This is a genomic window from Georgenia sp. M64 (assembly GCF_038049925.1).
Taxonomy (GTDB): domain Bacteria; phylum Actinomycetota; class Actinomycetes; order Actinomycetales; family Actinomycetaceae; genus Georgenia.
Window position 1 is genome coordinate 3,624,600 of record NZ_CP145809.1, and the last position, 24,618, is coordinate 3,649,217.

General features: G+C 74.2%; 21 protein-coding genes. 13 read left to right on the top strand and 8 right to left on the bottom strand.

The features are described 5' to 3' along the window. Window positions 1-22 precede the first annotated feature (22 nt). Genes AAEM63_RS16080 through AAEM63_RS16095 form a run of 4 tightly spaced genes read left to right on the top strand, consistent with a single transcriptional unit; the run spans window position 23 to window position 3,436 of the window. The gene (locus tag AAEM63_RS16080) at window positions 23-1,039 is read left to right on the top strand and encodes an ABC transporter permease (protein WP_341359236.1); all 1,017 of its coding nucleotides are present in this window, start codon (window positions 23-25) and stop codon (window positions 1,037-1,039) included. Further along, window positions 1,036-1,926 carry an ATP-binding cassette domain-containing protein gene (locus tag AAEM63_RS16085; protein ID WP_341359237.1) on the top strand — a complete coding sequence of 297 codons (891 nt, stop codon included), beginning with the start codon at window positions 1,036-1,038 and terminating at the stop codon, window positions 1,924-1,926. The genes AAEM63_RS16080 and AAEM63_RS16085 overlap by 4 nt, the downstream gene beginning before the upstream one ends. Further along, on the top strand, window positions 1,923-2,807 hold the full coding sequence (locus tag AAEM63_RS16090; RefSeq protein WP_341359238.1) for a PfkB family carbohydrate kinase: 885 nt from the start codon (window positions 1,923-1,925) through the stop codon (window positions 2,805-2,807). The genes AAEM63_RS16085 and AAEM63_RS16090 overlap by 4 nt, the downstream gene beginning before the upstream one ends. Beyond that, window positions 2,804-3,436, top strand: coding sequence for a nucleoside/nucleotide kinase family protein (locus AAEM63_RS16095; protein WP_341359239.1), 633 nt, complete (start codon window positions 2,804-2,806; stop codon window positions 3,434-3,436). Before AAEM63_RS16090 ends, AAEM63_RS16095 begins: the two co-directional genes overlap by 4 nt. A gap of 33 nt (window positions 3,437-3,469) precedes the next feature. On the opposite strand, the gene AAEM63_RS16100 is transcribed toward AAEM63_RS16095, so the two are convergent. The 7 genes from AAEM63_RS16100 to AAEM63_RS16130 form a co-directional block, all read right to left on the bottom strand. Continuing rightward, window positions 3,470-3,976 (bottom strand): hypothetical protein, encoded by a 507-nt coding sequence (locus tag AAEM63_RS16100; protein WP_341359240.1) that lies wholly within the window; start codon window positions 3,974-3,976, stop codon window positions 3,470-3,472. Window positions 3,977-4,090: 114 nt separating this feature from the next. After that, complete coding sequence (locus AAEM63_RS16105; RefSeq protein WP_341359241.1) at window positions 4,091-4,606, bottom strand: CAP domain-containing protein; 516 nt, start codon at window positions 4,604-4,606, stop codon at window positions 4,091-4,093. Window positions 4,607-4,632: 26 nt separating this feature from the next. After that, the gene (locus AAEM63_RS16110; RefSeq protein WP_341359242.1) at window positions 4,633-5,811 is read right to left on the bottom strand and encodes a hypothetical protein; all 1,179 of its coding nucleotides are present in this window, start codon (window positions 5,809-5,811) and stop codon (window positions 4,633-4,635) included. Beyond that, on the bottom strand, window positions 5,808-7,292 hold the full coding sequence (locus AAEM63_RS16115; RefSeq protein ID WP_341359243.1) for a hypothetical protein: 1,485 nt from the start codon (window positions 7,290-7,292) through the stop codon (window positions 5,808-5,810). The genes AAEM63_RS16110 and AAEM63_RS16115 overlap by 4 nt, the downstream gene beginning before the upstream one ends. A gap of 447 nt (window positions 7,293-7,739) precedes the next feature. Further along, window positions 7,740-8,810 carry an alcohol dehydrogenase catalytic domain-containing protein gene (locus tag AAEM63_RS16120; RefSeq protein ID WP_341359244.1) on the bottom strand — a complete coding sequence of 357 codons (1,071 nt, stop codon included), beginning with the start codon at window positions 8,808-8,810 and terminating at the stop codon, window positions 7,740-7,742. A 125-nt stretch (window positions 8,811-8,935) separates the two neighbouring features. Then, the gene (locus tag AAEM63_RS16125) at window positions 8,936-9,781 is read right to left on the bottom strand and encodes a fumarylacetoacetate hydrolase family protein (protein WP_341359245.1); all 846 of its coding nucleotides are present in this window, start codon (window positions 9,779-9,781) and stop codon (window positions 8,936-8,938) included. A 41-nt stretch (window positions 9,782-9,822) separates the two neighbouring features. Further along, the gene (locus AAEM63_RS16130; protein ID WP_341359246.1) at window positions 9,823-10,734 is read right to left on the bottom strand and encodes an amidohydrolase family protein; all 912 of its coding nucleotides are present in this window, start codon (window positions 10,732-10,734) and stop codon (window positions 9,823-9,825) included. Window positions 10,735-10,798: 64 nt separating this feature from the next. Here AAEM63_RS16130 and AAEM63_RS16135 point away from each other — a divergent pair, with 64 nt between their 5' ends. From AAEM63_RS16135 to AAEM63_RS16150, 4 genes are read left to right on the top strand one after another with little or no spacing between them, the layout of a single operon-like run. Then, complete coding sequence (locus tag AAEM63_RS16135; protein WP_341359247.1) at window positions 10,799-11,584, top strand: IclR family transcriptional regulator; 786 nt, start codon at window positions 10,799-10,801, stop codon at window positions 11,582-11,584. After that, a complete protein-coding gene (locus AAEM63_RS16140; RefSeq protein ID WP_341359248.1) occupies window positions 11,581-14,103 on the top strand; it encodes a hypothetical protein in 2,523 nt (840 codons plus the stop codon). Before AAEM63_RS16135 ends, AAEM63_RS16140 begins: the two co-directional genes overlap by 4 nt. Beyond that, window positions 14,100-15,197: an enolase C-terminal domain-like protein gene (locus tag AAEM63_RS16145; RefSeq protein ID WP_341359249.1), complete on the top strand. Its 1,098-nt coding sequence runs from the start codon at window positions 14,100-14,102 to the stop codon at window positions 15,195-15,197. Before AAEM63_RS16140 ends, AAEM63_RS16145 begins: the two co-directional genes overlap by 4 nt. Next, window positions 15,194-16,240, top strand: a complete 1,047-nt coding sequence (locus tag AAEM63_RS16150; protein WP_341359250.1) for a Gfo/Idh/MocA family oxidoreductase — start codon at window positions 15,194-15,196, stop codon at window positions 16,238-16,240. Before AAEM63_RS16145 ends, AAEM63_RS16150 begins: the two co-directional genes overlap by 4 nt. 61 nt (window positions 16,241-16,301) lie before the next feature. On the opposite strand, the gene AAEM63_RS16155 is transcribed toward AAEM63_RS16150, so the two are convergent. Further along, window positions 16,302-18,902, bottom strand: coding sequence for a glycoside hydrolase family 2 protein (locus tag AAEM63_RS16155; RefSeq protein WP_341359251.1), 2,601 nt, complete (start codon window positions 18,900-18,902; stop codon window positions 16,302-16,304). 165 nt (window positions 18,903-19,067) lie between these two features. Here AAEM63_RS16155 and AAEM63_RS16160 point away from each other — a divergent pair, with 165 nt between their 5' ends. From AAEM63_RS16160 to AAEM63_RS16180, 5 genes are all read left to right on the top strand, one after another. After that, the gene (locus AAEM63_RS16160) at window positions 19,068-20,135 is read left to right on the top strand and encodes a LacI family DNA-binding transcriptional regulator (protein WP_341359252.1); all 1,068 of its coding nucleotides are present in this window, start codon (window positions 19,068-19,070) and stop codon (window positions 20,133-20,135) included. A 131-nt stretch (window positions 20,136-20,266) separates the two neighbouring features. Further along, entirely contained in the window at window positions 20,267-21,583 is a 1,317-nt protein-coding gene (locus tag AAEM63_RS16165) for an ABC transporter substrate-binding protein (RefSeq protein ID WP_123914711.1), read from the top strand. Further along, window positions 21,580-22,524: a sugar ABC transporter permease gene (locus tag AAEM63_RS16170; RefSeq protein ID WP_341359253.1), complete on the top strand. Its 945-nt coding sequence runs from the start codon at window positions 21,580-21,582 to the stop codon at window positions 22,522-22,524. The genes AAEM63_RS16165 and AAEM63_RS16170 overlap by 4 nt, the downstream gene beginning before the upstream one ends. Further along, complete coding sequence (locus AAEM63_RS16175) at window positions 22,521-23,411, top strand: carbohydrate ABC transporter permease (protein WP_341359254.1); 891 nt, start codon at window positions 22,521-22,523, stop codon at window positions 23,409-23,411. Before AAEM63_RS16170 ends, AAEM63_RS16175 begins: the two co-directional genes overlap by 4 nt. After that, window positions 23,411-24,520 (top strand): SGNH/GDSL hydrolase family protein, encoded by a 1,110-nt coding sequence (locus AAEM63_RS16180; RefSeq protein WP_341359255.1) that lies wholly within the window; start codon window positions 23,411-23,413, stop codon window positions 24,518-24,520. The genes AAEM63_RS16175 and AAEM63_RS16180 overlap by 1 nt, the downstream gene beginning before the upstream one ends. Window positions 24,521-24,618: the final 98 nt, after the last annotated feature.

Consider the following 24,618-nt stretch of genomic DNA (forward strand, 5'->3'; position numbering starts at 1 on the left):
GACACGAGACAAGGACGGAACCATGACCGACGCCACCACCGCCGGCACTCCGCCAGGGGCCCCGGCACCCGAATCCGAACGCCGGGAAGCACTCGGCCGAGCGTTGCGCAACCCTCTGGTCGGCCCGCTCGCCGCGCTGATCTTCGCCGTCGTGATCTTCACGCTCACGACCGACACCTTCGCGACGCCGGGCAACGCGTCGCTGATCCTCCAGCAGTCGATCGTCATCGGCACCCTCGCGCTGGGCCAGACGCTCATCATCCTCACCGCCGGCATCGACCTGGCGAACGGCGCCATCGCCGTGCTCGGCACGATCGTCATGGCCAAGCACGTCGTCGACGGCGGGAACCCGCTCGTCGCTCTCCTGCTGGGCCTGACGATCACGGTCGTGCTCGGCACGATCAGCGGTCTGCTCGTCACGCGACTCGGGCTGCCGCCCTTTATCGTCACCCTGGGCATGCTCACGGTCGTGTTCGCCCTCGCCCGGCTCTACTCCGAGTCGCGCAGCTACCCCGTGACCGACTCCCTGCTCCGGGTCTGGGGCCAGGGCACCAACATCGGCGGGGTCCGCATCACCTGGGGCACCCTGCTGCTGATCGTCATCTTCGCCGTCTTCTGGTTCGCCCTCACCCGCACCCCGTGGGGGCGGCACGTCTACGCCGTCGGCAACGCTCCGGAGGCGGCCCGGCTGGTCGGCATCAAGGTCAACCGCACGATCCTGTCGGTGTACGTGGCGGCGGGCGCCCTCTACGGGCTGGCCGCGTGGCAGGCCCTGGGCCGGATCCCCAACGCCGACCCCAACGCCTACCAGACCGCCAACCTCGACAGCATCACCGCCGTCGTCATCGGCGGCACGAGCCTCTTCGGTGGCCGCGGCAGCGTCGTCGGCACCCTCATCGGGGCGCTCATCGTGGGCGTCCTCCGCTCGGGCCTGACCCAGGCGGGCATCGACAACCTGTACCAGGACCTCGCCACCGGGGTCCTCGTCATCGTCGCGGTCTCCCTGGACCAGGCGTCGCGAAGGAGGGCAGCACGATGAGCAGCACCACCGACACCAACCACGACGCCGCGGCACCGCGGACCGACGCCACGACGCCGGTCCTCGAGGCCCGCAAGCTGAGCAAGTCCTACGGCCACGTCCGCGCGATGGTCGACGCCGACTTCGAGCTCATGCCGGGCGAGATCCTTGCCGTCATCGGCGACAACGGCGCCGGCAAGTCGACCCTCATCAAGGCGCTCTCCGGCGCCGTGGTGCCGGACAGCGGCGAGGTCCTCCTCGACGGCAAGCCGGTGACCTTCCGCTCCCCCATCGAGGCACGCTCCCTCGGCATCGAGACGGTCTACCAGGACCTCGCCGTCGCGCCCGCCCTGGACATCGCCTCCAACCTGTTCCTGGGGCGCGAGATCCGCCGGTCGGGCCCGATCGGGAAGCTGCTGCGCGTCGTCGACGCGCGGGCGATGCGCACCGAGGCCCAGGCCCAGCTCGACGCGCTGGGCGTGCGGATCCCCGACGTGCGCCAGCCCGTCGAGAGCCTGTCCGGCGGGCAGCGGCAGAGCGTCGCGGTGGCACGGGCGGCCGCCTTCGGGACCAAGCTCGTCATCATGGACGAGCCGACCGCCGCCCTCGGCGTGCGCGAGTCCGGGATGGTGCTCGACCTCATCCGCAGGATCAGCGCGCGAGGGCTGCCGGTCGTGCTCATCTCGCACAACATGCCGCACGTGTTCGACATCGCCGACCGCATCCACATCCACCGGCTCGGCAGCCGGGTCGCGGTCGTCAGCCCGCGGACCCACACCATGGCCGACGCCGTGGCGATCATGACCGGTGCGGCCAGGCCGGAGGAGGTCGGCGGGCGGAGCCACTACGACGAGCGGGCGAGCCAGCGCCGGCGTGCCCAGGACGGCGACGGCGAGACGCCGTCGTGAGCTCCGGGCTGTTCGTCGGGCTCGCCACGGTCGACGTCGTCCAGCGGGTCGAGCGGGCGCCGGGGCCGAACGAGAAGGTCGTCTCCCTGCGCGCGGACGTCTCGGCGGGTGGCCCGGCGACCAACGCGGCGGTGACCTTCGCGGCGCTCGGCGGCCGGGCGACGCTCCTCAGCGTCGTCGGCGGCGGCCCGCTGGCGGCGCTGGTCCGCGGCGACCTCGCCGAACATTGCGTCGAGGTGGTCGACGCGGACACCGCGGGCAGCAGCCGGCCGGCCCTGTCGGCCGTGACGGTGGTGGACGCCACCGGCGAGCGCTCGGTCGTCTCCCGCAACGCCGAGGGCGTGGAGGTGGACACCCCGCCCGAGCTGGCCGAGCTGGCGGCGAGCGCCGACGTCGTCCTGGTGGACGGGCACCACCCCCGGCTCACGCTCGCCGCGGTCACCGCGGCGCACCGGGCCGGCACGCCGGTCGTCGTCGACGCCGGCAGCTGGAAGCCGGTCCTCGCGGAGGTGCTCCCCCTGGCGACGGCGGTCATCTGCTCGTCGGACTTCCGGCTGCCGGACGGGCAGCCGCCCGGTCCCGCGCTGCTCGACGACGGCCCCGCGCTCGTTGCCGTCTCGGCCGGGGCCGAGCCGCTGCGGTGGTGGAGCCGCGGCGGCAGCGGCACGGTCCCGGCTCCCGCCGTCGCCGCCCGGGACACCCTGGGGGCCGGCGACGTGCTCCACGGCGCGTACGCGTTCGGCGTCGCGGAGGGACGCTCACCCGTCGAGGCGCTCGAGCTCGCCGTCCGCGTCGCCTCGCTCAAGGTCGGCCACATCGGACCGCGGTCCTGGCTGACCGACCCCGAACTGCTCACCGTCGCCCGAGGAGGCACCCCATGACCCGCACGGACCACGGCATGGTCCTCGACCCGGCCCTGCTCGACCGGGCGCGATCCCTCGCGGAGCGTGGGGGCCGGCGGATCCTCGGGATCACCGGCCCGCCCGGCGCCGGGAAGTCGACGCTGGCCGAGGCCCTCGCCGAGGCGCTCGGCGAGCGTGCCCGGCTCGTCGGGATGGACGGCTTCCACCTCGCCGAGGCCGAGCTTCGCAGGCTGGGCTCACGGGAGCGGAAGGGCGCCCCGGACACGTTCGACGCGCTGGGCTACGTCGCGCTCCTGCGGCGGCTGCGCGCGGCGGACGAGCCCGTGGTCTACGCACCGTTCTTCGACCGGTCGCTCGAGGAGGCGATCGCGGGCTCGGTGCCCGTCCCCAGGGAGGTGCCGCTCGTCATCACCGAGGGGAACTACCTCCTCGTGGAGGAGGGCGGTTGGGCGGCTGTCCGCCCGCTCCTGGACGAGTGCTGGTACGTGGAGCCGGACGACGACGAACGCCTCGCCCGGCTCATCGCCCGGCACGAGCGGTTCGGCCGGTCGCGCGCCGAGGCGCACGAGCGGTCGACGGGCTCGGACCAGCGCAACGCCGAGGTCATCGCCGCGACGCGGGACCTGGCTGACCTCGTGGTGCGTTAGGCGCCGAGCAGCGCGGCGGGGCGCCGTGACGGCCTACTCGGAGGCGCCCTCGGCGAGGTCGAGGACGAGCGCCTCGAGGTAGGGGCCGCCGTCCCAGTCGGCGAGCTGCTCGTCGTCGAGGTCGGTGGCGAACTCCTCCTCGATTACCTCGAGGTCGAAGGCCTCGTGGACGACACCGGCCACGGTGACCTCGGAGCCCGGGTCGGCCGCGGTGACGGCGCCGACGTCGACCACGAGCAGGGGCCCGACCTCGCTGTCCTCCGGTCCCACGATGGTGAACGCCGTCGGCGAGACCACCTCATCCACCACGCCGACGACCGTGACCTCCTCGCCGTCGTAGTCGGAGAGTCGGTCGTAGAAGGCGGAGTCGTAGTCGCCGTCGTAGGCGGGCTCCCCCGACGGCGTCTCCGCCGGCGAGGCGGGCGCGGTCTCCTCGTCACCGAGCGCGGGCTCGTCACCGGCCGGCTCGTCGGCGCAGCCGACGAGGGCAAGAAGCACGGCCGCCGTCGCGGGGACCGTCCAGGCACGAGATGTCCTCATGGATCTTCCTCTCCGGGTGCTGGAGTCTGGATCGAGGTCGTGCTGTCGAACGTAACCGTCCTGGGCGCCGGTCGCGCGGTGGGCCGCGGTGCCGGGACGGTCGTCGCCCGAACGTCAGCCGCCGAGGCGCAGGTAGATCTGGCTGCAGAGCAGCTCGGCGCCGTCGGGGACGCACCCGATGCCGAGGGCCGTCATGTCGGGGTCCACGATGTTGTTGCGGTGGCCGGGCGAGTCCATCCAGGCGGCGACGACCTCCTCGGCCGTGGCGTCGGACCGGACGAGGTTCTCCGCCGCCCGGTCCACGCCGCACTCCTCGAGCAGGGACTGCATGGGCGCGTGGACGAGCTCATCGCCGCCGACGAGCGCCTCGGCCCGCTGGGTGGCGGCCTGCTGGGCGCACTCCGACGGTTCGAGCGGCTCCAGGTCCAGGCCGGCGCGCTCGTCGTTGGTGCGGGCGAAGAGATCCTCGGCGTAGGCCGCCGGGTCCGCCGTCGCCGAGGCGGGCGAGTCCGCCGTCGCCGAGGCGGGCGAGTCCGCCGTCGCCGAGGCGGCCGGTGCGGGCGATGACGTGACGCCCGAGCAACCCGCGAGAAGGGCTCCCAGGGCCGCGGCGAGGACGCCCGTCCTCACCGCGGCCCGTCGACCCGACGCAGGGCTCACGCGCGGGTCTTGCCCCGCACGTCGTCCTGCGAGCCCGCCGGCTCGCCGTCCACGACGTCGGCGTCCGCGTCGTCACCCTCGACAGCTGTCTCCGCGGTGACCTGCTCCTGCTCGACGGCGATCTCGTCGGTCGTGGGCTCGGCGTCGACCTGGTCCGCGACGGCGGGCTCGGCGTCGGACTCCTCGGCGGTGTGCTCCACCTGCTGCTCCGTGGCGGCGTCGTCCGCGGGCGGGGCGGGCGGCGCGTCGATCACCTCGTCGAGGCGGACCGTGCCGCCGCTGAGGGTGGCGAGCATCTGGCGGACGTTCGCGAGCTGGGCGTTGATGCTGTCGCGGCGGTTCATCGCCGCGGCGAGCTCGCGCTCGGACTCGGCGCGGATCCGCTCGGCGCGTGCCTTCGCCTCGGCGACGAGCTGCTGCGCGTGCTGCTGCGCGTCCTCGAGCGCGCGCCGCGCATTGAGGTCGGCCTCCGACCGGGCCCGCTCGGCGTCGTTGTGGACAGCGGTCGCCCGCTCCTCGAGGATCCTGACCTGCTGCTCCACCGCCGCGGCGCGCTCGGCGAAGTCCTCCTCGGCACGCTGGCGCCGCTGGGCGAGCGTGGTCTCGAAGTCGGCGGCGGCCTGCGCGGAGTTCGCCCGCTGCCGCTCGTAGAGCGCCTCGGCCTCCTCGCGCCGGGCGGTGGCGTCCTGTGCGGCCTCGTCGAGGATCTCGTCCGCATGACGCCGGGCCTCCTCCAGGGCGAGGGCCGCGTCCGTCTCGGCGGCGCTGCGGGTCTGGGCGGCGTACCGGTCGGCCTCGGCCCGCAGGATCGCGGCTGCCTCCTCGGCGTCACCGCGGAACGCGTCGGCGTCGAGCTTGGCGCCGGCGCGCAGGGCGTTGGCCTCGTCGTCGGCGAGCTGGAGGATCTGGCCGACCCGCTTGCCGAGCGACGTGAACACCGGCTCCTCGGCGGGCTGGGCCGCACGCTCCGCCGCTGCCTGCTCCACGGCGACGAGGCGGCGCTCGAGGTCCGCCGCCCGGCGAGCCATCTGGTCGCTGCGCTGCTGCGCCTCGTCGGCGCGCTGCTGCTCGGCGCGGAGCTGCTCGTGCAGCTCGCCCAGGTGGCGGTCCACCTCGCCGGCTTCGTAGCCACGCAGCACGGTGCGGAAGGCGGGGGTGGAAGAGGTGCTGCTCATGCGTCTGGCTCTCTCTCGTGGTGGGCAGGATCGTGCGGCTGGGTGGGGACGGCTCGGTCGGGGACGGCCCGGTCGGGGACGGCCCGGTCGGGGACGGCGAGGGCGTCGATGACGCCGGAGAGCTGGCCGAGCTCGGCGGTGATGCGGTCGCGGCGGCGCGCGAGGAGATCCACCTCGGCGCGGGCGTCCGCGAGCAGGCGCGCGGCCCTGGTCCGCGCGTCGTCCGCCTCCGCGCGGGCGTCGGCGAGGAGCCGGGCGGCCTCAGCTCGGGCCTCCTGGCGTCGCTCCTGCACCTCGCGCTGCGCGGCGCCGGTCTGCTCGGCGGCCTGCTCGCGCAGCACCCGGGCGCCGGCCTCGGCCTGGGTGAGCCGGCGCTCGGCGCGGTCGAGCATCGCCATGGCGCGCCCCTCGGCCTCGGCGCGGACCTGCTCCGCCTGCCGCTGCGCCTCGGCCAGCTCCCCGGCCGCCTGCTCGCGGGCGACGCGCAGGACCTCCTCTGCCTCCGCCCGGCCAGCCGCCGTGTCGGCGTCGGCCGCGGCCAGACGCTCCTGCACGGTGACGGCGCTGCGGGCGAGGACCTCCTCGAGACGCTCGCGGACCTCGCGGACCGCGGCGGCGCCGTCGGCGTGCGCACGGGAACGGGTGCGGTCGGCCTCGGCCTCGGCCGCGGCGAGGAGGCCGTCGACCGTGCGGCGGGCCCACGCCGTCTGCTCCTGCGCCTCGGCGATCTCTCGTTGGGCGTCCGCGGTGGCGTCCTCGCGGGTGCGCCGGGCGTCGTCGCGCGCGTTCTCCCGCTCGGTCTGTGCCTCACCCCGAGCCCGCTCCAGCTCAGCGGCCGCCTCGGCGCCGAGCTCGGCGGCCGTCGTCCGCGCGGCGGCGAGGACCCGCTCGGCCTCGTCGCGGGCCTCGCCGAGGATCCGCGCCGCCTCGTGCGACGCGGCGGCGAGGACCTGCTCCTCCTTCGCCTCGAGGGCCGCGGTCCGGGACGCGACGGCGGCCTCCGCGTCGTCGAGCACGCGCCGGCTCCGGGCGGCGGCGTCGTCGACGAGCCGTTCCGCGCGTTCCTGGCTCCCCGCTACCACCCGCCCGGCCGCCGCACGGATCTCGGTCGCGGCCACCTCGGCCTGGGCGAGGATCTCGTCGCGGGATCGCGAGGCGGTCGCCAGCACGAGGGCGGCCTGCTCCCCGGCGTCCCGGATGACGTCGGCCGACTCCTCCTGCGCCGCTTCGAGCCGCTGCTCGGCCCTGCGGTGGAGGCGCTCGGCCTCCTCGCGAAGCCTGGCGGCCTCGTCGCGGACGGCCTCGGCGCTGCGCTCGGCGAGCGTGAGGAGGTTGACCGCCTCGTCGGCCGGCGTGGGCGGTGGGGGCAGGAGAACCGGCTCCGGCTGAACCGACGTGGCTGGCGTAGCCGGCTCCTCGACGTGCTCAGGCGACGCCGCGGCCTCCTCGACCGGCGCAGGCGCAGCGTTCCGCCCGCGCACGAGATTCCTCCACACGGGCCGGACGGGTGGCGGTGACTCGGCGGGCATCCACGGAGGACGAGCCGGCACCGGACGGGGTGCCTGGCTCGGGGTCATGAGTTCAACCGGTCCTGTCGGGTCCCCGCGACCGGCCGAAACGGCGGCGCCGGGCGTCTGCTGCGTCTGGTCGCGGAGGTTCTCCACGCTCATCCCGAACGGTACACGGAGGCAACCGACGCTTCCGCCCGGGCCGGGACGCCCACACCTGCCGGGGCGACGCGGCAGGTGGGATGTCAATTCGGAAGCTGTCCGTGAATCGAACACCTTGTCCGCGACGTCGAGCGGGAGGTTCGATTCCGTCGCAGGTGTTCGAGACGACTACTCCTCCGCCGCCTCCATCGCGGCCATAGCCGTGCCGTCGGCACGCCCGCGACCGGGTGGTGGCGAGGGACGACGGCCAACGCGAGATCAGGCGAAGGTGACCAGCACCTTGCCGGCCGGGTTGTCGCCCGCCGCCATCGCGGCGAAGGCGGCCGGGCCGTCCTCCGCGCGGACGGTCCGGGACACGAGCGCCCGGAGGAGCTCGGGGTGGTCCTGGGCCCACCGCGCCGTCTCGGCGAACTCGGCCGCCGAGTAGCAGAACGTCCCGACGATCGTGCGCTCGAAGGTGGAGACGGCGAACGCGTCGAGCTCCACCCGGGGGGCCGCCATCCCCACGAGGACGCAGACCCCACCCGCCGTGGTCGCGGCGAGCGCCGTGCCGAGCGTGGCGGAGCTGCCGACGGCGTCGATGACGACGCTCGCGCCCAGGCCGCCGGTGCGCTCGATGACCTCGACGGCAACGTCCACCGCGCCAGGGTCGAGCACGTCCACGCCGAGCCGGCCCAGCAGCTCACGCCGCTCAGGAGCCGGCTCGCTGACCGTCACGGAGGCAGCCCCGAGTCGCGCGCACGCCAGCGCCGCGGCCTGCCCGATGGGCCCGCCGCCGAGGACGAGGACGTCGTCACCGGCCCCGACTCCCCCGCGCACCGCCGCGTGGTAGCCCACGGCGAGCGGCTCGACGAGCGCGCCGTGCAGCGTCTCCCCACCGAACGGCACGAGGTTGGCCACCGGGACGACGAAGTAGTCGGCGAACGCCGCGGAGATGGCCGGGTCCACCCCGACGACGCGGCGGTCGGCGCAGATGTGCGACATCCCGCGGGCGCACCGTTCGCACCCTCCGCAGGAGAGGGTCGGGTTGAGGACCACCACGTCTCCCTCGGCCAGGGGCACGGGGGACTGCTCGATCCCCGCACCGGGCCGTCCGGCGTCACCGAGCGTCACAACCGTGCCGACCGTCTCGTGGCCCATGACCTGCCCCGGCACCCGCCGACCGTTCTCGCCGGTGTACCCGTGGAGGTCGGAGCCGCAGATGCCGGTGGCGAGGACCCGTACGAGAGCCTCGCCGGGGGCTGGTGCGGGACGTGGCCGCTCCACGAGGACGAGGTCGCCGAAGTCCTCCAGGACCAGGGCGCGCATGGTGGTGTCCGTCGTCGTCATCGACGTTCCGTTCTATCCATGGAACACGTATTTCTCACTTGGAACGAGAGTAGGCGAGGGAGGCAGACCGAGCAAGGACGGGACGCGACAATCACGTGCAAGGGCCGCTCCGGTGCGCACCCGCGTCAGGCCTGCGCGAGCACCTGACGCTGCGTACCGATGCCCTCGATGGCGAGCTCGACGACGTCGCCGGCGCGCAGGTAGGGGAACCGCCCCGAGATCGCGACCCCCTGCGGGGTCCCGGTGTTGATGACGTCACCCGGCTCCAGCACCGCTACCTGACTGAGGTGCCACACGAGGTAGGGCACCGAGAAGACGAGGTCCGCCGTCGTCGAGTCCTGACGGGGCTCGCCGTTGACGGACGAGGTCAGCCGGACGTCGGAGACGTCGAGCTCGTCGGCCGGGACGAGCGCCGGCCCGAGGGGGTTGAAGGTCTCGGCGCACTTGCCCTTGGACCACTGACCCCCGGAGATCTCCAGCTGGAAGGCACGTTCGGAGACGTCGTTGGAGATGGTGTAGCCGGCGATGTGGGCGGCAGCCTCCTCCGGCGAGTGGAGGTAGCGCGCGCGGCGGCCGATGACGACGGCGAGCTCGACCTCCCAGTCGGTCTTCTCCGACCCGCGCGGCACGAGCACCTCGTCGTAGGGGCCCACCACCGTGTTGGGGGTCTTGAAGAACAGCACCGGGACCTCCGGGGGCGTCGCCCCGGACTCGGCGGCGTGCGCGGCGTAGTTCATGCCGATGCACCACACCGCCTGCGGGCGCGCCACCGGGGCACCCACGCGCTCGCCGGCGACGTCGGTGCGTGGGAGCGACCCGGCGGCCAGCGCCGTACGGGTACGAGCGATGCCGTCGGCGGCCAGGAAGGCGCCGTCGACGTCGTCCGTCAGGGGCCGGAGGTCGTAGGTGACGCCGTCGTGCTCGACGACCGGTCGCTCGGCGCCGAACGCGCCGACTCGCATGAGCTTCATGGTTCTCCAGGGTCGGGGGCGCCGGTGGGCGCCCGGTGTGCTCAGCCGTTGTCGGGCCGGGCAGGGATGATCGGACGGCGGGCCGGCTCGACGAGCCGCAGAGCGGTGCCACCGAGGACGTCGGCGTCGCCGCCGGTGAGCTCGCGGACGAGCTCGAGCGACTGCCGGTAGGTCACGTGCGGACGCGAGACGGGAAAGTCCGAGCCCCAGAGCAGGCGGTGCGTCCCGAACGCCGCGAGCAGCGCATGCAGCACCGCATGGGTCTCGGGGTAGGGGTAGGCCCAGGGCCGGTCGGCGAGGTAGTGGAACCCCGAGACCTTGACCGCCACGCCCGGAACGGCCGCGAGATCGGTGAGAGCGACGAGGTCACGCTCGAACGTCGGTGAGCCCGGGACGACGTGACCCTGGTGGTGGAGCAGGACGACGAGGCCGGGAACGGCCCGCAGCGCCCGGCCCAGCGCCGCGAACCACGCCGGCCGGGCGTGCAGGCTCAGCGGCACGCCGGCGGCCGCGGCCCGGGCGAGGAAGGCCCGGCCCTCCGGCTCCTCGAACCAGCCGTCGACCTCGTCGGCGAGGTAGTGGCTCACACCCGAGGCACCCGTCTCGGCGAGGACGCGCTCGAGCCGGTCGGCCGCCCCGGGGCGGTGGTAGGTGCCGGACCAGCGCGAGTCGACGTCGACCAGGGCCGTGAGCCGGTCCGGGTGGGCGGCGACGGCACGGGCGACGTCGGCGTTGTTCGCCGGGTTGGCCGTGCGCGGGTCCTCCCCGCCGATCGCGGCGCAGACGACGAGGGCACGCTCGACCCCGGCGGCGTCCATCTCGTGCAGCAGCGCCGCGGCGCTGCCGCGGGTGGCGGGGTCGGGGACCGCGGCGTCGTAGGGCCAGCGGTCCCACGCGTGGACGTGGGCATCGACGATCACGGGGGCCTCCTCCCGGCCGGGCACGGTGGACATCTCCCGGGGGACGCTAGTAGGTTCCGTTCAAAACCCGCAACCTCCGTTCTGCGTTTGGAACAGCATGTCCGACGAGTCGTCCCCGCGCTTCGCCGCGCCCGCGGCGGTGCGCGCGCTGCGCGTCCTCGAGCTCCTCGCCGACGCGGGCGAGTCGCTCACCCTGACCGAGGTGGCCGCCCGGCTCGGCCTGCCCAAGTCGAGCGTGCACCACGTCATCTCGGCGCTCGTCGAGCTGGGCTGGGTCGAGCGCGACCCGCAGACCCTGCGCCTGACGCTCGGGCTGCGCGCCTGGGAGGTGGGCCAGGCGTACGACCTCGCCCAGACCCTGAGCCAGCGGGCTCGGCCCTTCATGGACCGGGTGCGCGACGAGATCGGTGAGACCGTGCGCCTGGCCGTGCGCTCGGGCAGCGACCAGGTGTGCATCGCCAAGGCCCTCGGCCCGCACACGCTCGTCTTCGACCAGCGGGTCGGCGCGCGACTGCCCTGCCACGCCACGGGCCTGGGCAAGGCGCTGCTGACCGGCCTGCCCGACGACGCCGTCGAGGCCCTCTACCCCGACGGCCTCGAGCGGTTCACCGAGACGACCCTGCCCGACGTCCCGACCCTCGAGCAGCACCTGTCCGAGGCCCGCGAGCGCGGCTACGCCGAGGACGACGGGGAGTACATCCTCGGGATCCGGTGCGTGGCGGTGCCGGTGCGCTCACGTCTCGGCGAGGTGGTGGCGGCCCTGTCGGTCTCGGGACCCTCCCGGCGCTTCGACGACGCCCACATCGCCGAGTGCCGCGCAGCCCTGCAGAGCGCCGCCGCGGCGCTCGGCGCCCGACTCGGTGAGGAGACCGAGCTGTCGTGACCACCTCTTCCGCGCGCCCCGCCATCGCCCGGCCCCTGCGCCGCGCCAACCTCGAGGTCTCCCTCAAGCCCTTCCCCTCCTTCGACGACGCCGCGGTCACCGACACGGTGCGCACCCTGTTCGACCAGTGGCGCACCCTGCTCGCCACGGCGCAGGAGTGCTCCGTGCTGCTGTGGGTCTCCGACGGCAGCGAGATCCTCGACTGGGCAGGCGACCTCACCGACGAGCTCGAATGGGCCCGCTTCATCGGGTTCAACAACACCGCCGCGAGCGCCTACGGCGAGGAGAAGGAGCCCGAGCGGGTGGCCATCCCCTACCGCGCCGGCACCGGACCGATCACCTACGCCGACGTCGCGCGCGTCGTCGCCGCCATCAAGGCAGCCGGCGCCGAGGCGGGCATCCCCACCCGGGTGGGCGCCACGTTCGACCCCGGCCCCGAGTTCGCGCCGTCGGACTTCAAGTTCACCCGCCACCCCGAGGTGGTGGCGCGCGGGGAGGACGTGGGGATCGGGCCGATCATCGCGATGGTCCGGCACTTCTCCGTCCTCGAGGGTGACGACCGGCCCTACGCCGCGTTCCCCGCGGGGATCCCCGCCGGGACGAGCTTCGGGGAGCTCCTCGGCAGGCAGTCCGAGGACTACCTCCGGGCGCTGGGGTTCGACTACCTGTGGCTGTCCAACGGCTTCGGGTTCAGCTCCTACGCGTGGTCCGAGCTGGGCGAGTCCTTCGACGGCGCCCGGTTCCGGCCCGAGCGCACTGGCGAGCTCCGCGAGTGGGCGCTGGGGTTCTGGGCCGACCTCACCGCGCACCTGACCTACCCCGTCCAGGTGCGCGGGACGAACCACACCGCGGGCATCGACATCGGCGCCGACTCCGTGCCGGCGCTGGAGGTCTACGAGCGCGGCTACCTCGAGTCCCCGCCGCCGAACTCGCCGTGGGGTCCACTCAACGAGGACTTCGGCATCGAGCTGTCCGGGCTGATGTCGCGGGTGGCCGTGCTCCCGGCCGGCGCGCAGGGCTTCCGGTTCCGGTTCTACGCCAACGACCCGTGGTTCTGGCAGCAGCCGTGGTGGGACTTCTACCACCGCGAGCCGTTCGACATCTACCTCCCCCTCGCGGTGGCCCGGCTCCGGGCGGACGGCTCCGTGGAGCCGGCGTCGGAGGTCAACGTCCTGACGGTGGACACCGCGCACGGCGTCCTGGACGAACGGTGTGGCCGGGAGGTCGGCACGCACGTCGCCACCGCGCTCGAGGCGCTGCCTGACGAGGCCGGGCCGGTGGTGTGGGTCTACCCGTTCCGGGAGTACCACGAGGCGATGGCCGCGGACCCGACGACGATCGGCCGCCCGCACTTCGAGGACTGGTACCTCACCGCGGCGATCAACGCCGGGCTGCCCCTGAACACGGTCGTCTCCACCGACGACCTCGCCGGGGCGATGGCCGCGGGGGCGCTCGCCGGGCGCACACTCGTGGTCCCGGTCGGCGCACTGAGCGAGCCGGTGGCGCGGGTGCTGGCCGGGCACGTCCGCGGCGGCGGCACCCTGATCGCCTACGGCGCGCTCGACGGTGCCTCGTCGGCGGCCCGGGGGCTGCTCGGCGTCGCGGTCGACGACAACGGTCTCGACGGCCTCGATGGCGACCTCACCCTGGTCTCGACGCTCGGCTCCGACGTCGTGCCCGGCGGTGCGCTGCCGACGACCGTCCGCCACGTGCCCCACCTCTCCGGCGGCCCGGTCCGGGAGGTCGCGGCGCCCGGCACGCAGGTCCTCGCCTCGGTGACGGACCGCAGGCCCGCCCGCCCGGCCCGCATGGCCCCCGGGCCCGCCGGCCAGGCCCGCGCCTACGCCACGGCGCGTCCTCTCGGGGCCGGTGAGGTCCGGTGGGTGCGCGGCTCTTCGCCGTTCCGGTACGCCGACCCGGACGCCCAGGGCCGCCGTGCGCACGTCCCCCACGACCGTGCCGCCCTCGCCGACCCCGCCGCCCTCCTGCGCGACCTGCTCCGCCGAGGTGGGCTGCACGTCGCTCACGAGCTGCGCACGCCGGCCGCCGGGCGCGCCGTGCACGCCGTGCACCGTTCGGCCGGCGCCTACTGGTTCACCGGCTACCTGCCGGACACCACCACGCGGCTGAGCCTGGCCCTGCCGGCCGGGGCGCCGCTGCTCAACCACCAGGAGTGCTGGTACGACGGCGCGACGGCCACCTACCAGCTGCCCAAGTCCTTCCGCGCCGAGTGCCGGGTGCTCGTCGACCAGGCCACGGCCGGGGTGCTGCGCTGCCGGGAGATCGCGCCGTACCCCGCGCACATGACCCGGGCGATGCGGGTGACCGGGCTGGTGGACGCCACCGTCACCCTCCTGCTTCCGCCGTCGGCGGCCGAGGTGCGGGTCGACGTCGACGACGTCCCGTTCGATCTCGACGAGCTCGCCACCGCCGACGACGTGCGACGGGCGTCCGGCGCGGCGGCACGGCACCTGACCGGTGTGACCGGCACCCTGACCCTGGCCTGGGAGGAACGATGAGCCTGCGCATCACCGACGTCATGGTGCGCACCGCACCGTTCTCGGCGGGCACGTGGCTGGACGAGAGCCGGATCTCCACCCCGATGTCCCCCTACCCCGCGTTCGCCGAGCGCCGCTCCAGCTGGCGCGGGCCGGGCAGCGACCTCGTCTGGCTCTACCTCGGCACCGACGACCCGGAGGTGTTCGGCATCGGGCAGACCCGCGGCGGCACGGCCGTCGAGGCCGTCGTGGACCACCTGGTCACCCTCCTGCCCCGCACCGGCACGGGCCCCGCCGCGGCGGCCGAGCAGCTGCGCCGCGCGGCCGAGCCCTACGCCGCCGGCGGAGGCGCGGCCATGGCCGTCTCCGCCGTCGAGCTCGCCCTGTGGGACCTCCAGGCGCGGTCGCTGGGAGCGCCCCTCCACCGCCTCCTCGGCGGCCGGTCCGGCCCGTTGCCGTACTACGTCACCGCCCCGCATCCCGACACCCTCGCCGAGGTCGACGCCGACCTGCTCGCCGGCGCCCGGTACGTCAAGGTGCCCATGGCGTACGGTCCCGCCGACGGCCCCGCGCACCTGCGGGACAACCTCGATCGGCTCGCCGAGGTGCGCCGCCTCGTCCCCGGGCACATCCCGCTGGCGGTCGACTGCTTCATGTCGTGGGACGTGCCCTACGTCCTGCGGTTCGCCGCGGAGGCCGCCGGGCTGGGGCTCGGCTGGGTCGAGGAGCCGCTCGCCCGGGACGACCTCGCCGGGCACGCGGAGCTGCGCGCCCGCCTCGGCCCGGTGGGCGTGGCCGCCGGGGAGCACGCCTTCGGTCTGACGGAGGGGCTGGCCCTCCTCGAGGGCCGCTGCGTGGACGTGCTGCAGAGCGACGTCACCTGGTGCGGCGGCCTCGGCGTCGCACGGACGCTCGGGGAGGTGGCCGTGCGCCGCGGGGTGACGTTCGCCCCGCACAACGCCGCGATGCACCCGTGGGCGCTGCACCTGCTCTCCGCCCTGGGGCCGAACGTCCTCGCCGAGGTGCTCGTGGGAGCCGGCGCGCCGGCGGTCGTGCCGACCGTGACCGACGTCCCCGGCGCCGGGACCGACAAGCGTGCGGCGGGCTTCGGATGACCGCGCCGGTGCGGCTGGCCGTCGTCGGCGCGGGCTGGTGGGCCGGAACCCACCACCTCCCCGCCCTCCTCGCGCACCCGGACGCGCGCGTCGTCGCCGTGTGCGACCCGGTGCCGGAACGGGCCGCGGCGCTCGCCGGCCCCGCCGGCGCCCGGACGTTCACCACGGTCGCCGAGGCCGTGGAGGCGGGCGGGCTCGACGCCGTCGTCGTCGCCACCCCGAGCGCCGCGCACCACGCGGCCGCGGCCACCGCCCTCGACGCCGGCCTGCACACGTTCGTCGAGAAGCCGATGACCCTCACCCGGGCCGATGCCGTGGACCTGCTGCGGCGCGCCGAGGCCGCGGCGGTCCACCTGAGCGTGGGCTACACCCACCAGTTCGAGCCCGGCGCGTTCTTCGCCCGGGAGGCGGTCCGCACGCAGATCGGGCGGCTGGTCCAGGTGACCGTGGAGTTCGCCTCCCGGGCGGGCGCGCTCTACGCCGCGGCCGAGGCGGAGCACCCTGCCCGGACCGTCGCCGGCCAGCACCCGGAGGCCTACTCCGCGGCGAACGGCGGGGGGCAGGCACACACCCAGCTCACCCACGCGCTCGGCATGCTGTGCTGGGTGACGGGCGACGAGGTGGCCCAGGTGTGCGCGTTCACCGAGCACCATGGGCTCTCGGTCGACGTCGACGACGTCGCCGCCTTCCGGCTGCGGGGCGGCGCCACCGGCGTCGCCGTCTCCTCCGGGGCGACGGGTGCGCACCTGCCCGCCCGCCAGCACGTGCGCTACCTCGGCACCGACGGCGTGGTGGAGCAGGACCTCCACCGCGCGAGGGTCATCCTGCACCGGGCTGACGGCAGCCAGGTGGTGCGCGAGCCGGGCCAGCACGAGCCCGCCTACCGCGCGGGTGAGCCGGTCCGGGCGTTCGTCGACCTGGTCCTGGGCCGCGGGGAGAACCTCGGTCCGGGCGGTGACGCGGCGGCCGCGGTCGCCGCCACCGAGGCCCTGCTCGTCGCCGCGCGTACCGGCACGATGACCGAGGTCGCCTCGGTCCGCTGACGCCTCCGGCGGCCACCGTGCCTGAGCACGAGGGACGTCGGATGGCCGTGCCGGCCTTCCGTCACAGACCTCCGCCGACGGACACCTCGGCCGTCTCGCGCACGGAAGCTGCTGCCACGACCTCCGGGGCCACCTCGGTCGCCGACGGAGCGGCGACGAGGTCGTTCGCCGTCCGCAGCACCGGACGCGTGGTCAGGGCCGCCGGGTCGAGCCGCGCGCTGCTGCGGACGCGCAGCTCGGCGCTCTCGCCCGGCAGCAGGGTGACGAGGGCACGGTCGACGGTGGCGCCGGGGTCCGCATGGTCGACGAGCAGGGTGAGGTCCTTGACCAGGGCGCGCGCACGGACCCGCACGACGTACCCGCCCTCAGCCGGTTCCGCGGAGACCTCGGCGGCGTCGGCGGACAGGGCCAGACAGGTGTCCTCGGCGAAGTACCACAGGCCCCGCTCCCCGGTGGCCGCGTCGGCCACGAGGACCTCGGCGGTGGGGTCGGCGGCGACCGTGAGGGCGGGCGGTAGCGGGAGTGTGGCACTGCCCCGGGGACCCACCTCGGCCGGCATCTCGGCGACGGCGAGGGTCGCGCCGTCGAGACGCAGCCGCCGTACGGTCACCGCGGCGCGCCACGGCTCGTCGGTCTCGTTGTGCAGGACGACGGCGGGCGAGCCGTCACGCGACTGGACGGTGACCAGCCGGTCGGCGAAGACCTCCCGCAGGGCGAACCACAGGGGCTTGCGGATCCTGTGGGAGTCGACCGCCGCCCAGGAGACCACCGGCCAGCAGTCGTTGAGCTGCCACATCACCGCACCGGTGTTGTACGGCGCGAGCGAGCGGAAGTGCTCGATGCCGTACCGCACGGCCCGCGCCTGGTTGAGCTGGGTGGCCCAGTGCCAGTCGACGTAGTCGGCCGGCAGCGGCAGGTGATCCCCCAGCCCGCGCTCGAGCTTGCCGTTGCCGTCCTCGGCCTTCTGGTGGACGAGCATCTGCGGGCCGTGGGGCGAGCGGGGCTCGTCCCGCACGACCGACTCCAGCGTCGAGAACGCCGGAGGGCCCTGGAAGCCGAACTCCGAGACGAACCGGGGGCGGTAGTCGCGGTAGGCGGTGTAGTCGCGACGGTTCCAGACGTCCCAGATGTGCATGGTGCCGTTGACGTCGTCGTTGGGGTGGAGGTACCGGTCGAACGAGTAGGGGCTGCCCTCGCAGTACGGGACACCGGGGGCGAGCTCGGCCACGACATCGGGGAGGAGCCGCGTGTAGTAGCCCTCGCCCCAGGTCGCGCCGCGCAGGGCGGCGCGCCAGCCCCAGTCGGCCCAGCCCCAGATGTTCTCGTTGCCGCCGTTGAGCAGGGCGAGGGACGGGTGGGCGCACAACCGCGTCACGGCCTCCCGTGCCTCGGCCTCCAGCTCCTCCGCCAGGGACGCGTCCTCGGAGTAGGCGGCGCAGGCCAGGGTGAAGTCCTGCCAGACCAGGAGGCCGAGCTCGTCGCACAGGCCGTAGAAGTCGTCGGACTCGTAGATGCCCCCGCCCCAGACCCGCAACAGGTTCATGTTCGCCTCGACGGCGTCGGCCAGGGAGGCGGCGAGGGACGCGCGGTCGACCCGCGGCAGGTAGGTGTCGTCGGGGATCCAGTTCGCGCCACGGACGTAGACATCCGTGCCGTTGACCCGGATCACGAAGCCGTTCCCGACGTCGTCGGGGCTGGTGTCGATGGTGACGGTGCGGAAGCCCACACGTCCGGTCCACACGTCCACGACAGCGCCGTCGGGACCGGCGAGGGTGACGGTGACGGGGTAGAGGGGCTGCCCGCCGTGGCTGCGCGGCCACCACGGTGCGGCGCCCGGCACAGCCAGCTCGACCTGGGTCTCCCCCACACCGGCGCCCGTCGTCGCGGAGACGAGGACCGCGCTGGTGGCGTCACCCGCCTCGCCGGTCCCGCGGACCTCGACGGTGATGGTGTGGCCCGGAGCGGGCTGGTCGATCTCTGCCCGGAGGTCCAGCCGGGCGCCGTCGGCGCCGTAGGACGTCAGCGGGCGGACGGCGGAGAGGCGAGCGGTGGAGCGGCCCTCGAGGCGGATCGTGCGCCAGATCCCGGCGGTGACGAGCTCCGGCCCCCAGTCCCAGCCGAAGGCGTAGGCCGGCTTGCGCAGCGCGTTGAAGGGGTGCGGGTTGGAGTGCGGCCGCGCGCCCAGCTCCGCCTCGCGCCGCTCCGCCTCCTCCAGGGCGGAGGTGATGACGACGCGCACGTGGTTGGTCCCGGGCCGGAGCAGGTGAGCGACGTCGAACCGGTAGCCACGGTGGTGGTTCTGCGTCCGGCCCACCTCGGCGTCGTTGAGCCAGATCGTCGCGACGGTGTCCAGGCCCGCGGCGACCAGCTCGTGGCGGTCGTGCCCGTCGGGGACGTGCTCGAAGCTGCGGGAGTACTCCCAGTCGGTGCGCCCGACCCAGGTGAGCCGAGCCTCGTTCTCACCGACGTACGGGTCCGGGATGAGACCGGCCGCGAGGAGGTCGAGGTGGACGACGCCGGGCACCGTGCCAGGGATTCCCGCCCGCAGGCGGTCCGCCAGCTCGGCGGGGACCGGACCGGCGAGGGCGCGGCACGTCCACCGTCCGCCGAGGTCGGTGGAGGTGGGCTCGGGCGCGCGGGGCGCCGGGGCTGGGGTGTTCACGGGTGTGCTCCGCTGGTGTGGGGAGGAAGTGTCGATGAGCCGGCCAGCCCCGCGAACGGCACCCACCGGACGAGCGTAGCCCGGGCGACCACAGGATGTAAAGCGGTTTAGTGACGTCAGGCCGTCGCGGCCCGTCCACAGACGGCGCGTCGTTACGCTGCGTCCATGGAGACCACTGCGAGCCCGCCCACCACGGACGGTCCGGCCGGCCGGCCGCGACGGCTGACGATCGCCGACATCGCAGCGCGGGCGCAGGTCTCCCCGTCGGCGGTCTCCTTCGCCCTCAACGGCCGGCCCGGGATCTCGCCGGAGACGCGCGAGCGCATCCTCGCCGTCGCCAAGGAGGCGAACTGGCGGCCGAACTATGCCGCCCACGCCCTCTCGACCGCGCGGTCGGGCGCGATCGGCGTGGTCACCATCCGCGAGCCGGAGCAGCCACTGTGGTCGGCGAGCTTCGGCGGGCACTTCCTCGCCGGCGTCCAGGCCGAGCTCGCCGAGCGCGACGTCCTCCTCATCCTCCACACGGTCGCGGACCTGGAGGCCGAGTCGGCGCTGTACGACCGCTGGCTCGGCGAACGCCGCGTGGACGGCGTGCTCGTCATCAATCCCGAGACCGACGACCCGCGGCTCGCCGCACTGGAGTCCCTGGACCTGCCCGCCGTCGTCGTCGGCGACGTGCGCGACCGCTCGGCGCTGGGCTGCGTCTGGACCGACGACGCCGCCGCCACCACACTCGCCGTCGAGCACCTCGCCGGGCTGGGCCACCGCAACGTCGGCCGCATGAGCGGCGACTCGCACCTCCTGCACTACGCGATCCGCGAGCGGGCCTACCGCGACGCGCTCGCCGCGCACGCCATGCGGACCGAGCAGCGCACCCTCACCCACGACCAGCACGGGGCGGAGGAGATCCGGGACCTCGCCCGGCGCGGCACCGACCCCCTCACCGCCGTCATCGTCGAGGACCTCGAGGTGGCGGTGCAGCTCACCGCCAACCTCGCCCAGCTGGGCATGTCCGTCCCGGGCGACATCTCGGTCCTCGCCTGGGACGACGGCGCGGCCGCCACCCTCCTGCGCCCCTCGCTCACGGCCCTGCACCGCGACATCGCGGGGTACGGGCGGCTCGCCGCGCAGGAGCTCGTGCGCACGATCGACGGGGGCGCCCCGCGCAGCCTGCAGGGGACCACGACGACGCTCGTCGCCCGCCAGAGCACCGGTCCGGCACCGGTCCGCTGAGCGTGGAACCTGCACGGCGAACGGCGAGCCCCTTGACAACTAAAGCCCTTTAGTCGTTGACTGCGCGTACCGGCCAACCCCGCACGCCCCCCAGACAGTCACTCAACGACGAGAAGGATCCGAGGACCATCATGCGTGTACTGAACAGGCGTCGCGGCATCGCGACGGCGAGCGCCGCCCTGACCGTGACACTGCTCGCGGCCTGCGCGGGCAGCAGCGGCAACGAGCCGGGCGCGGCGGGCACCACCGCGGGCGGTGGGTCCGAGACCGCCGAGCTCGGCGGCACCCTCGCCCTGGCCACGACGAGCGAGCGTGGCCTCGAGCTGTTCATGGACGACTTCGAGGCCGAGACGGGCGTGTCCATCGACGGCACGTTCGCCGAGGCGGGCGCCCTGGGCGAGCAGCTGCGGATCCAGATCACCTCCGGCACCGCGCCGGACCTCTTCCGCTCCGCCCCGGGCTACGCCGCGCCGTCGTCCGTGCTCAACCTCGCCACGGAGGGCGCACTGCGGGACCTCTCCGACCAGGAGTGGGCGCAGTACGTGCCCGAGTCGTTCGCGCCGCTGCAGGTGCTCGACGGCGCCACCTACGCGTTCCCCACCTACGGCCAGGCGATCCTCGCGTTCTACAACAAGGACGTCTTCGAGGAGGTCGGGGTGGAGCCGCCCACCACGTGGTCGGAGTTCATCGAGGTCGCCGACCAGCTCAAGGCGGCCGGCAAGGTCCCGCTGGCGCTGGGCCTGGCGGACAACTACATCATCCAGTTCCTGCCGTACGCGCTGTCCGCGACGCTCGTCAACGGCCAGGAGCCCGACTTCTACGAGCAGCTCGAGGCCGGCGAGACCTCCTTCGCCGAGTCCGAGGGGTGGCGCGAAACGTTCGAGCTGTTCTTCGGGCTCATCGAGGACGGCTACACCACCCCCGACCCGCTCGGGATGCCGGGCGACCCGGCCATGCAGTCCGTGGGCAACGGCGAGGCCGCGATCGTGGTCATGCCCTCCGCCGCCTCCCCGGTCCTCGCCGGCTTCATGTCCGGCGGGGAGGACCGCATGGGTTCCTTCGCGATCCCGGCGACCGACGACGCCGCCGAGACGCACATCCCCTTCACCCCGGACTACCTCGTCGTCAACGGCGACGCGGAGAACGAGGCCGCGGCGCTGGCCTTCCTCGACTACATCGCCGAGCCCGAGCGCACCGCCGCCTGGGCCGCCGACACCGGCGCCATCCCGGCGCTGACCAACGCCGAGCCCGTGGACAACGCGCTCAACGAGACGGTCCAGCCCTTCCTCTCCGAGGGCCGCACCACGCCGTTCGCCAACCACGTGTGGCCCGGCGGGCAGGTCGCGGTGGCGCTGATGGAGACCGGCCAGCAGGTGGTCGACGGCTCCAAGAGCATCGACGACCTCCTCGCCGCCCTCGACGCCGCCTACGAGGAGAGCATGTCGTGAGCACGACGCTCGCCGTGAGGGGGGCCGCCGCCGTGCGGTCCCCCTCCGGGGCACCCGGCCGGCCGCGGCGGGCCGGCCACCTGCGCCTGGTGCCCCAGTGGTTCCTCCTGCCGGCACTGGCCTTCTACCTCGTGGTGGTGCTCTACCCCTCGGTCGCCGGTGGCCTGTACGCGTTCACCGACTGGCGCGGCGGCGCCGACGCCGGCTGGACCGGGCTGGAGAACTTCCGCCGGCTGCTCGCCGACGAGGCGGCGATCGCCTCCCTGCGCAACACCCTCCTCATCGCGGTGAGCCTCACCGTGGCCCAGACGGGCCTCGGTCTCCTGCTCGCCCTCGCGCTGAGCTCGGCGATCCGCGGCCGCAACCTCCTGCGCACCCTGTTCTTCGCGCCCATGATGCTGCCGCCGGTCATCACCGGTCTCCTCTGGCAGTACATCTACACCCCGAACGGCCCGCTCGACACGGTCCTGGACGGGCTGGGCCTGGAGGCCCTGCGCCAGAGCTGGCTGGGCAACGCCGACATCGCCCTGTGGGCGATCATCGCCAGCGTCATCTGGCACCACGTCGGGATGTCGATGGTCATCTTCCTCGCCGGCCTGCAGGGGATCCCCGAGGAGCTGTACGAGGCGGCCGCGCTCGACGGCGCCGGCCCGGTGCGCCGGTTCTGGTCCGTGACCCGCCCGCTCCTCGGGCAGGCGACCACGATCGTGACCGCTCTGACCATGACGTCGTCGCTCAAGCTCTTCGACCAGGTCTTCGTCATGACCGGTGGCGGCCCCGGGGTCTCCACCCAGACCTTGTCGCTGATCATGTACCGCGAGGCGTTCGTCTACGGCGAGTACGGCTACGGCTCGGCGATCGCCCTGGTCCTGACGATGATCGTGGCCTTCATCGTCTTCCTCCAGATCTCCGTCACCCGCAGAGGGGAGGTCGAGGCATGACCGCGACCCTGAGCCAGGCCCCGATCCCGGCCCCGTCCACGACCGAGCACCGGCCGGCCCGGCGCCGTCGGTACGGCTACGGCCGGCCGCTGCTCGAGATCGTCATGGTGCCGATCACCATCGCCTACCTCTTCCCGCTCTACATCATGGTCTCGATGTCGTTCAAGACGACGTCGGAGATCGCGGCGTCGACGGTGACCCCGCCGGCGTCGGTGTTCCTGGGCAACTACGCGACGGCGTGGACCGAGGCGGCCATCGGCCGCGCCATGATCAACAGCCTCCTCATCACGACCGTGAGCATCACCGTCGCCATCCTCGTCGGCTCCATGGCGGCCTACGCCATCGTCCGCGGCAGCCGCCGGACGTCCGGGCCCAAGCTCATGCTGTTCCTCCTGGGGATGATGATCCCCGGCCAGCTGGGCATGGTGCCGCTGTACATGCTCATGCGCGACGCGGGGCTGCTGCAGTCCCACGCCTCCCTGATGATCTTCTACGTCGGCTCACTCATGCCGATGACGGTCTTCCTCTACACCGGGTTCCTCAAGACGCAGTCCCCCACCTTCGAGGAGGCCGCGAAGATCGACGGCGCGAGCTGGTGGCAGACCTACTCCCGGGTGGTCTTCCCGCTGCTGCGGCCGGTCACCGGCACGGTGATCATCGTCAACACCATCAACACCTGGAACGACTTCCTCACCCCGCTGCTCTACCTGGCCGGCACCGACAACCGGACGCTGCCGGTGGCGGTGTTCTCCTTCCAGGGCGAGTTCGCCAGCGAGTGGGGCCTCATCTTCGCGGGCATGGTGGTGGCGGCCCTGCCGGTGCTCATCGTGTACTTCTTCCTCCAGAGGCACATCATCCAGGGCTTCGCCGGCGGCCTGAAGGGCTGATGACGCTGCGCCCGGTGGGCACGAACGTCCACCTCCTCGTGCGGGTCGCCGAGCCGGACAACCTCACCGACGGCCGGGCGACGTCGATCACGACGACCCTCCACCACGAGGTGCTCGAGGACGCCGCCGGGCTGCGTCTGGTCTTCGCCAACCGTCACAACCGACTCGGCCACGACGAGCCCGGCCCGGACCCCATCGAGGTCCGGGCCGGGCTCGCCCGTCCTGGGGGCCGATCCGTGCCGGTCCGGTTCGACGGTGGGGAGTCGGCGCTGCTGGCGCCGGGGGCGGTCGTCCTGTCCGACCCCGTGCGCGTCGTCGTCACCGCCGGTGAGGTGCTGACGTCGCGGACGACGGCGACCGTCCAGGCCGGTGGTCGCATCCCGCTCGGCCCAGAGCCGGACGTCCTTGCCGGCGAGCAGGTCGAGGCGTCCGGCCCCGGCGCGCCGCCCCGGCACGGATATGGGCCGTGGCAGGTCCTCGGCGAGGGTGCGGCGACGGCACCCGTTGTCGTCGTGGCCGGCGACTCCAACGCGGTCGGCTTCGGCGACGTCCGCGGCTCCGCCCGGCACCGCGGCTGGGTGCGGCGTGCCCTGGAGCCGTCCCGGATCCCCCACGTCAACCTCTCGGTCAGCGGCGCCACGGCGCTGGGCGCGTCCACACCCGACGGTCTCGCCGACCGGCTCACGTTGCTGCGCTGGACCGACCCGACCCTCGCCGTCGCCGCCCTGGGCACCAACGACCTGCAGGGCGGCGGACCGGACCTGCCCGAGATGCAGCGGCGCCTCACGGCGCTCTGGCGCCTCCTCAGCGGTGCCGGGCGCCCGGTGGTCGCCTGCACGCTGCCGCCGGTGACGCTGTCCTCGGACGGGTGGCGGACCACCGCGGGGCAGCGGCCCGACGCCGGGCTCGCGGTGCGCGAGCGGGTCAACGACTGGGTGCGCACCCTGCCGGAGCCCCTCACCGGGGTCGTCGACCTCGCGGCCGCTGTCGGCGCCGACGGACGATGGCTACCCGGCTGCACCGACGACGGGGTCCACCTCAGCGCCGCCGGGCACGCCGCAGCGGCCGCCGGCGCCGCGCGCGCTCTCTGGGACCTCGCCCTCCCGTAGCAGCGGTCTCCGGCGGTGCTGGGCCGAACAGACCGCGACCCCCGGTTCGGGGCCGGGGGTCGCGGGGTTCGGGCGGAACCGGTCGCGGGGTTCGGGCG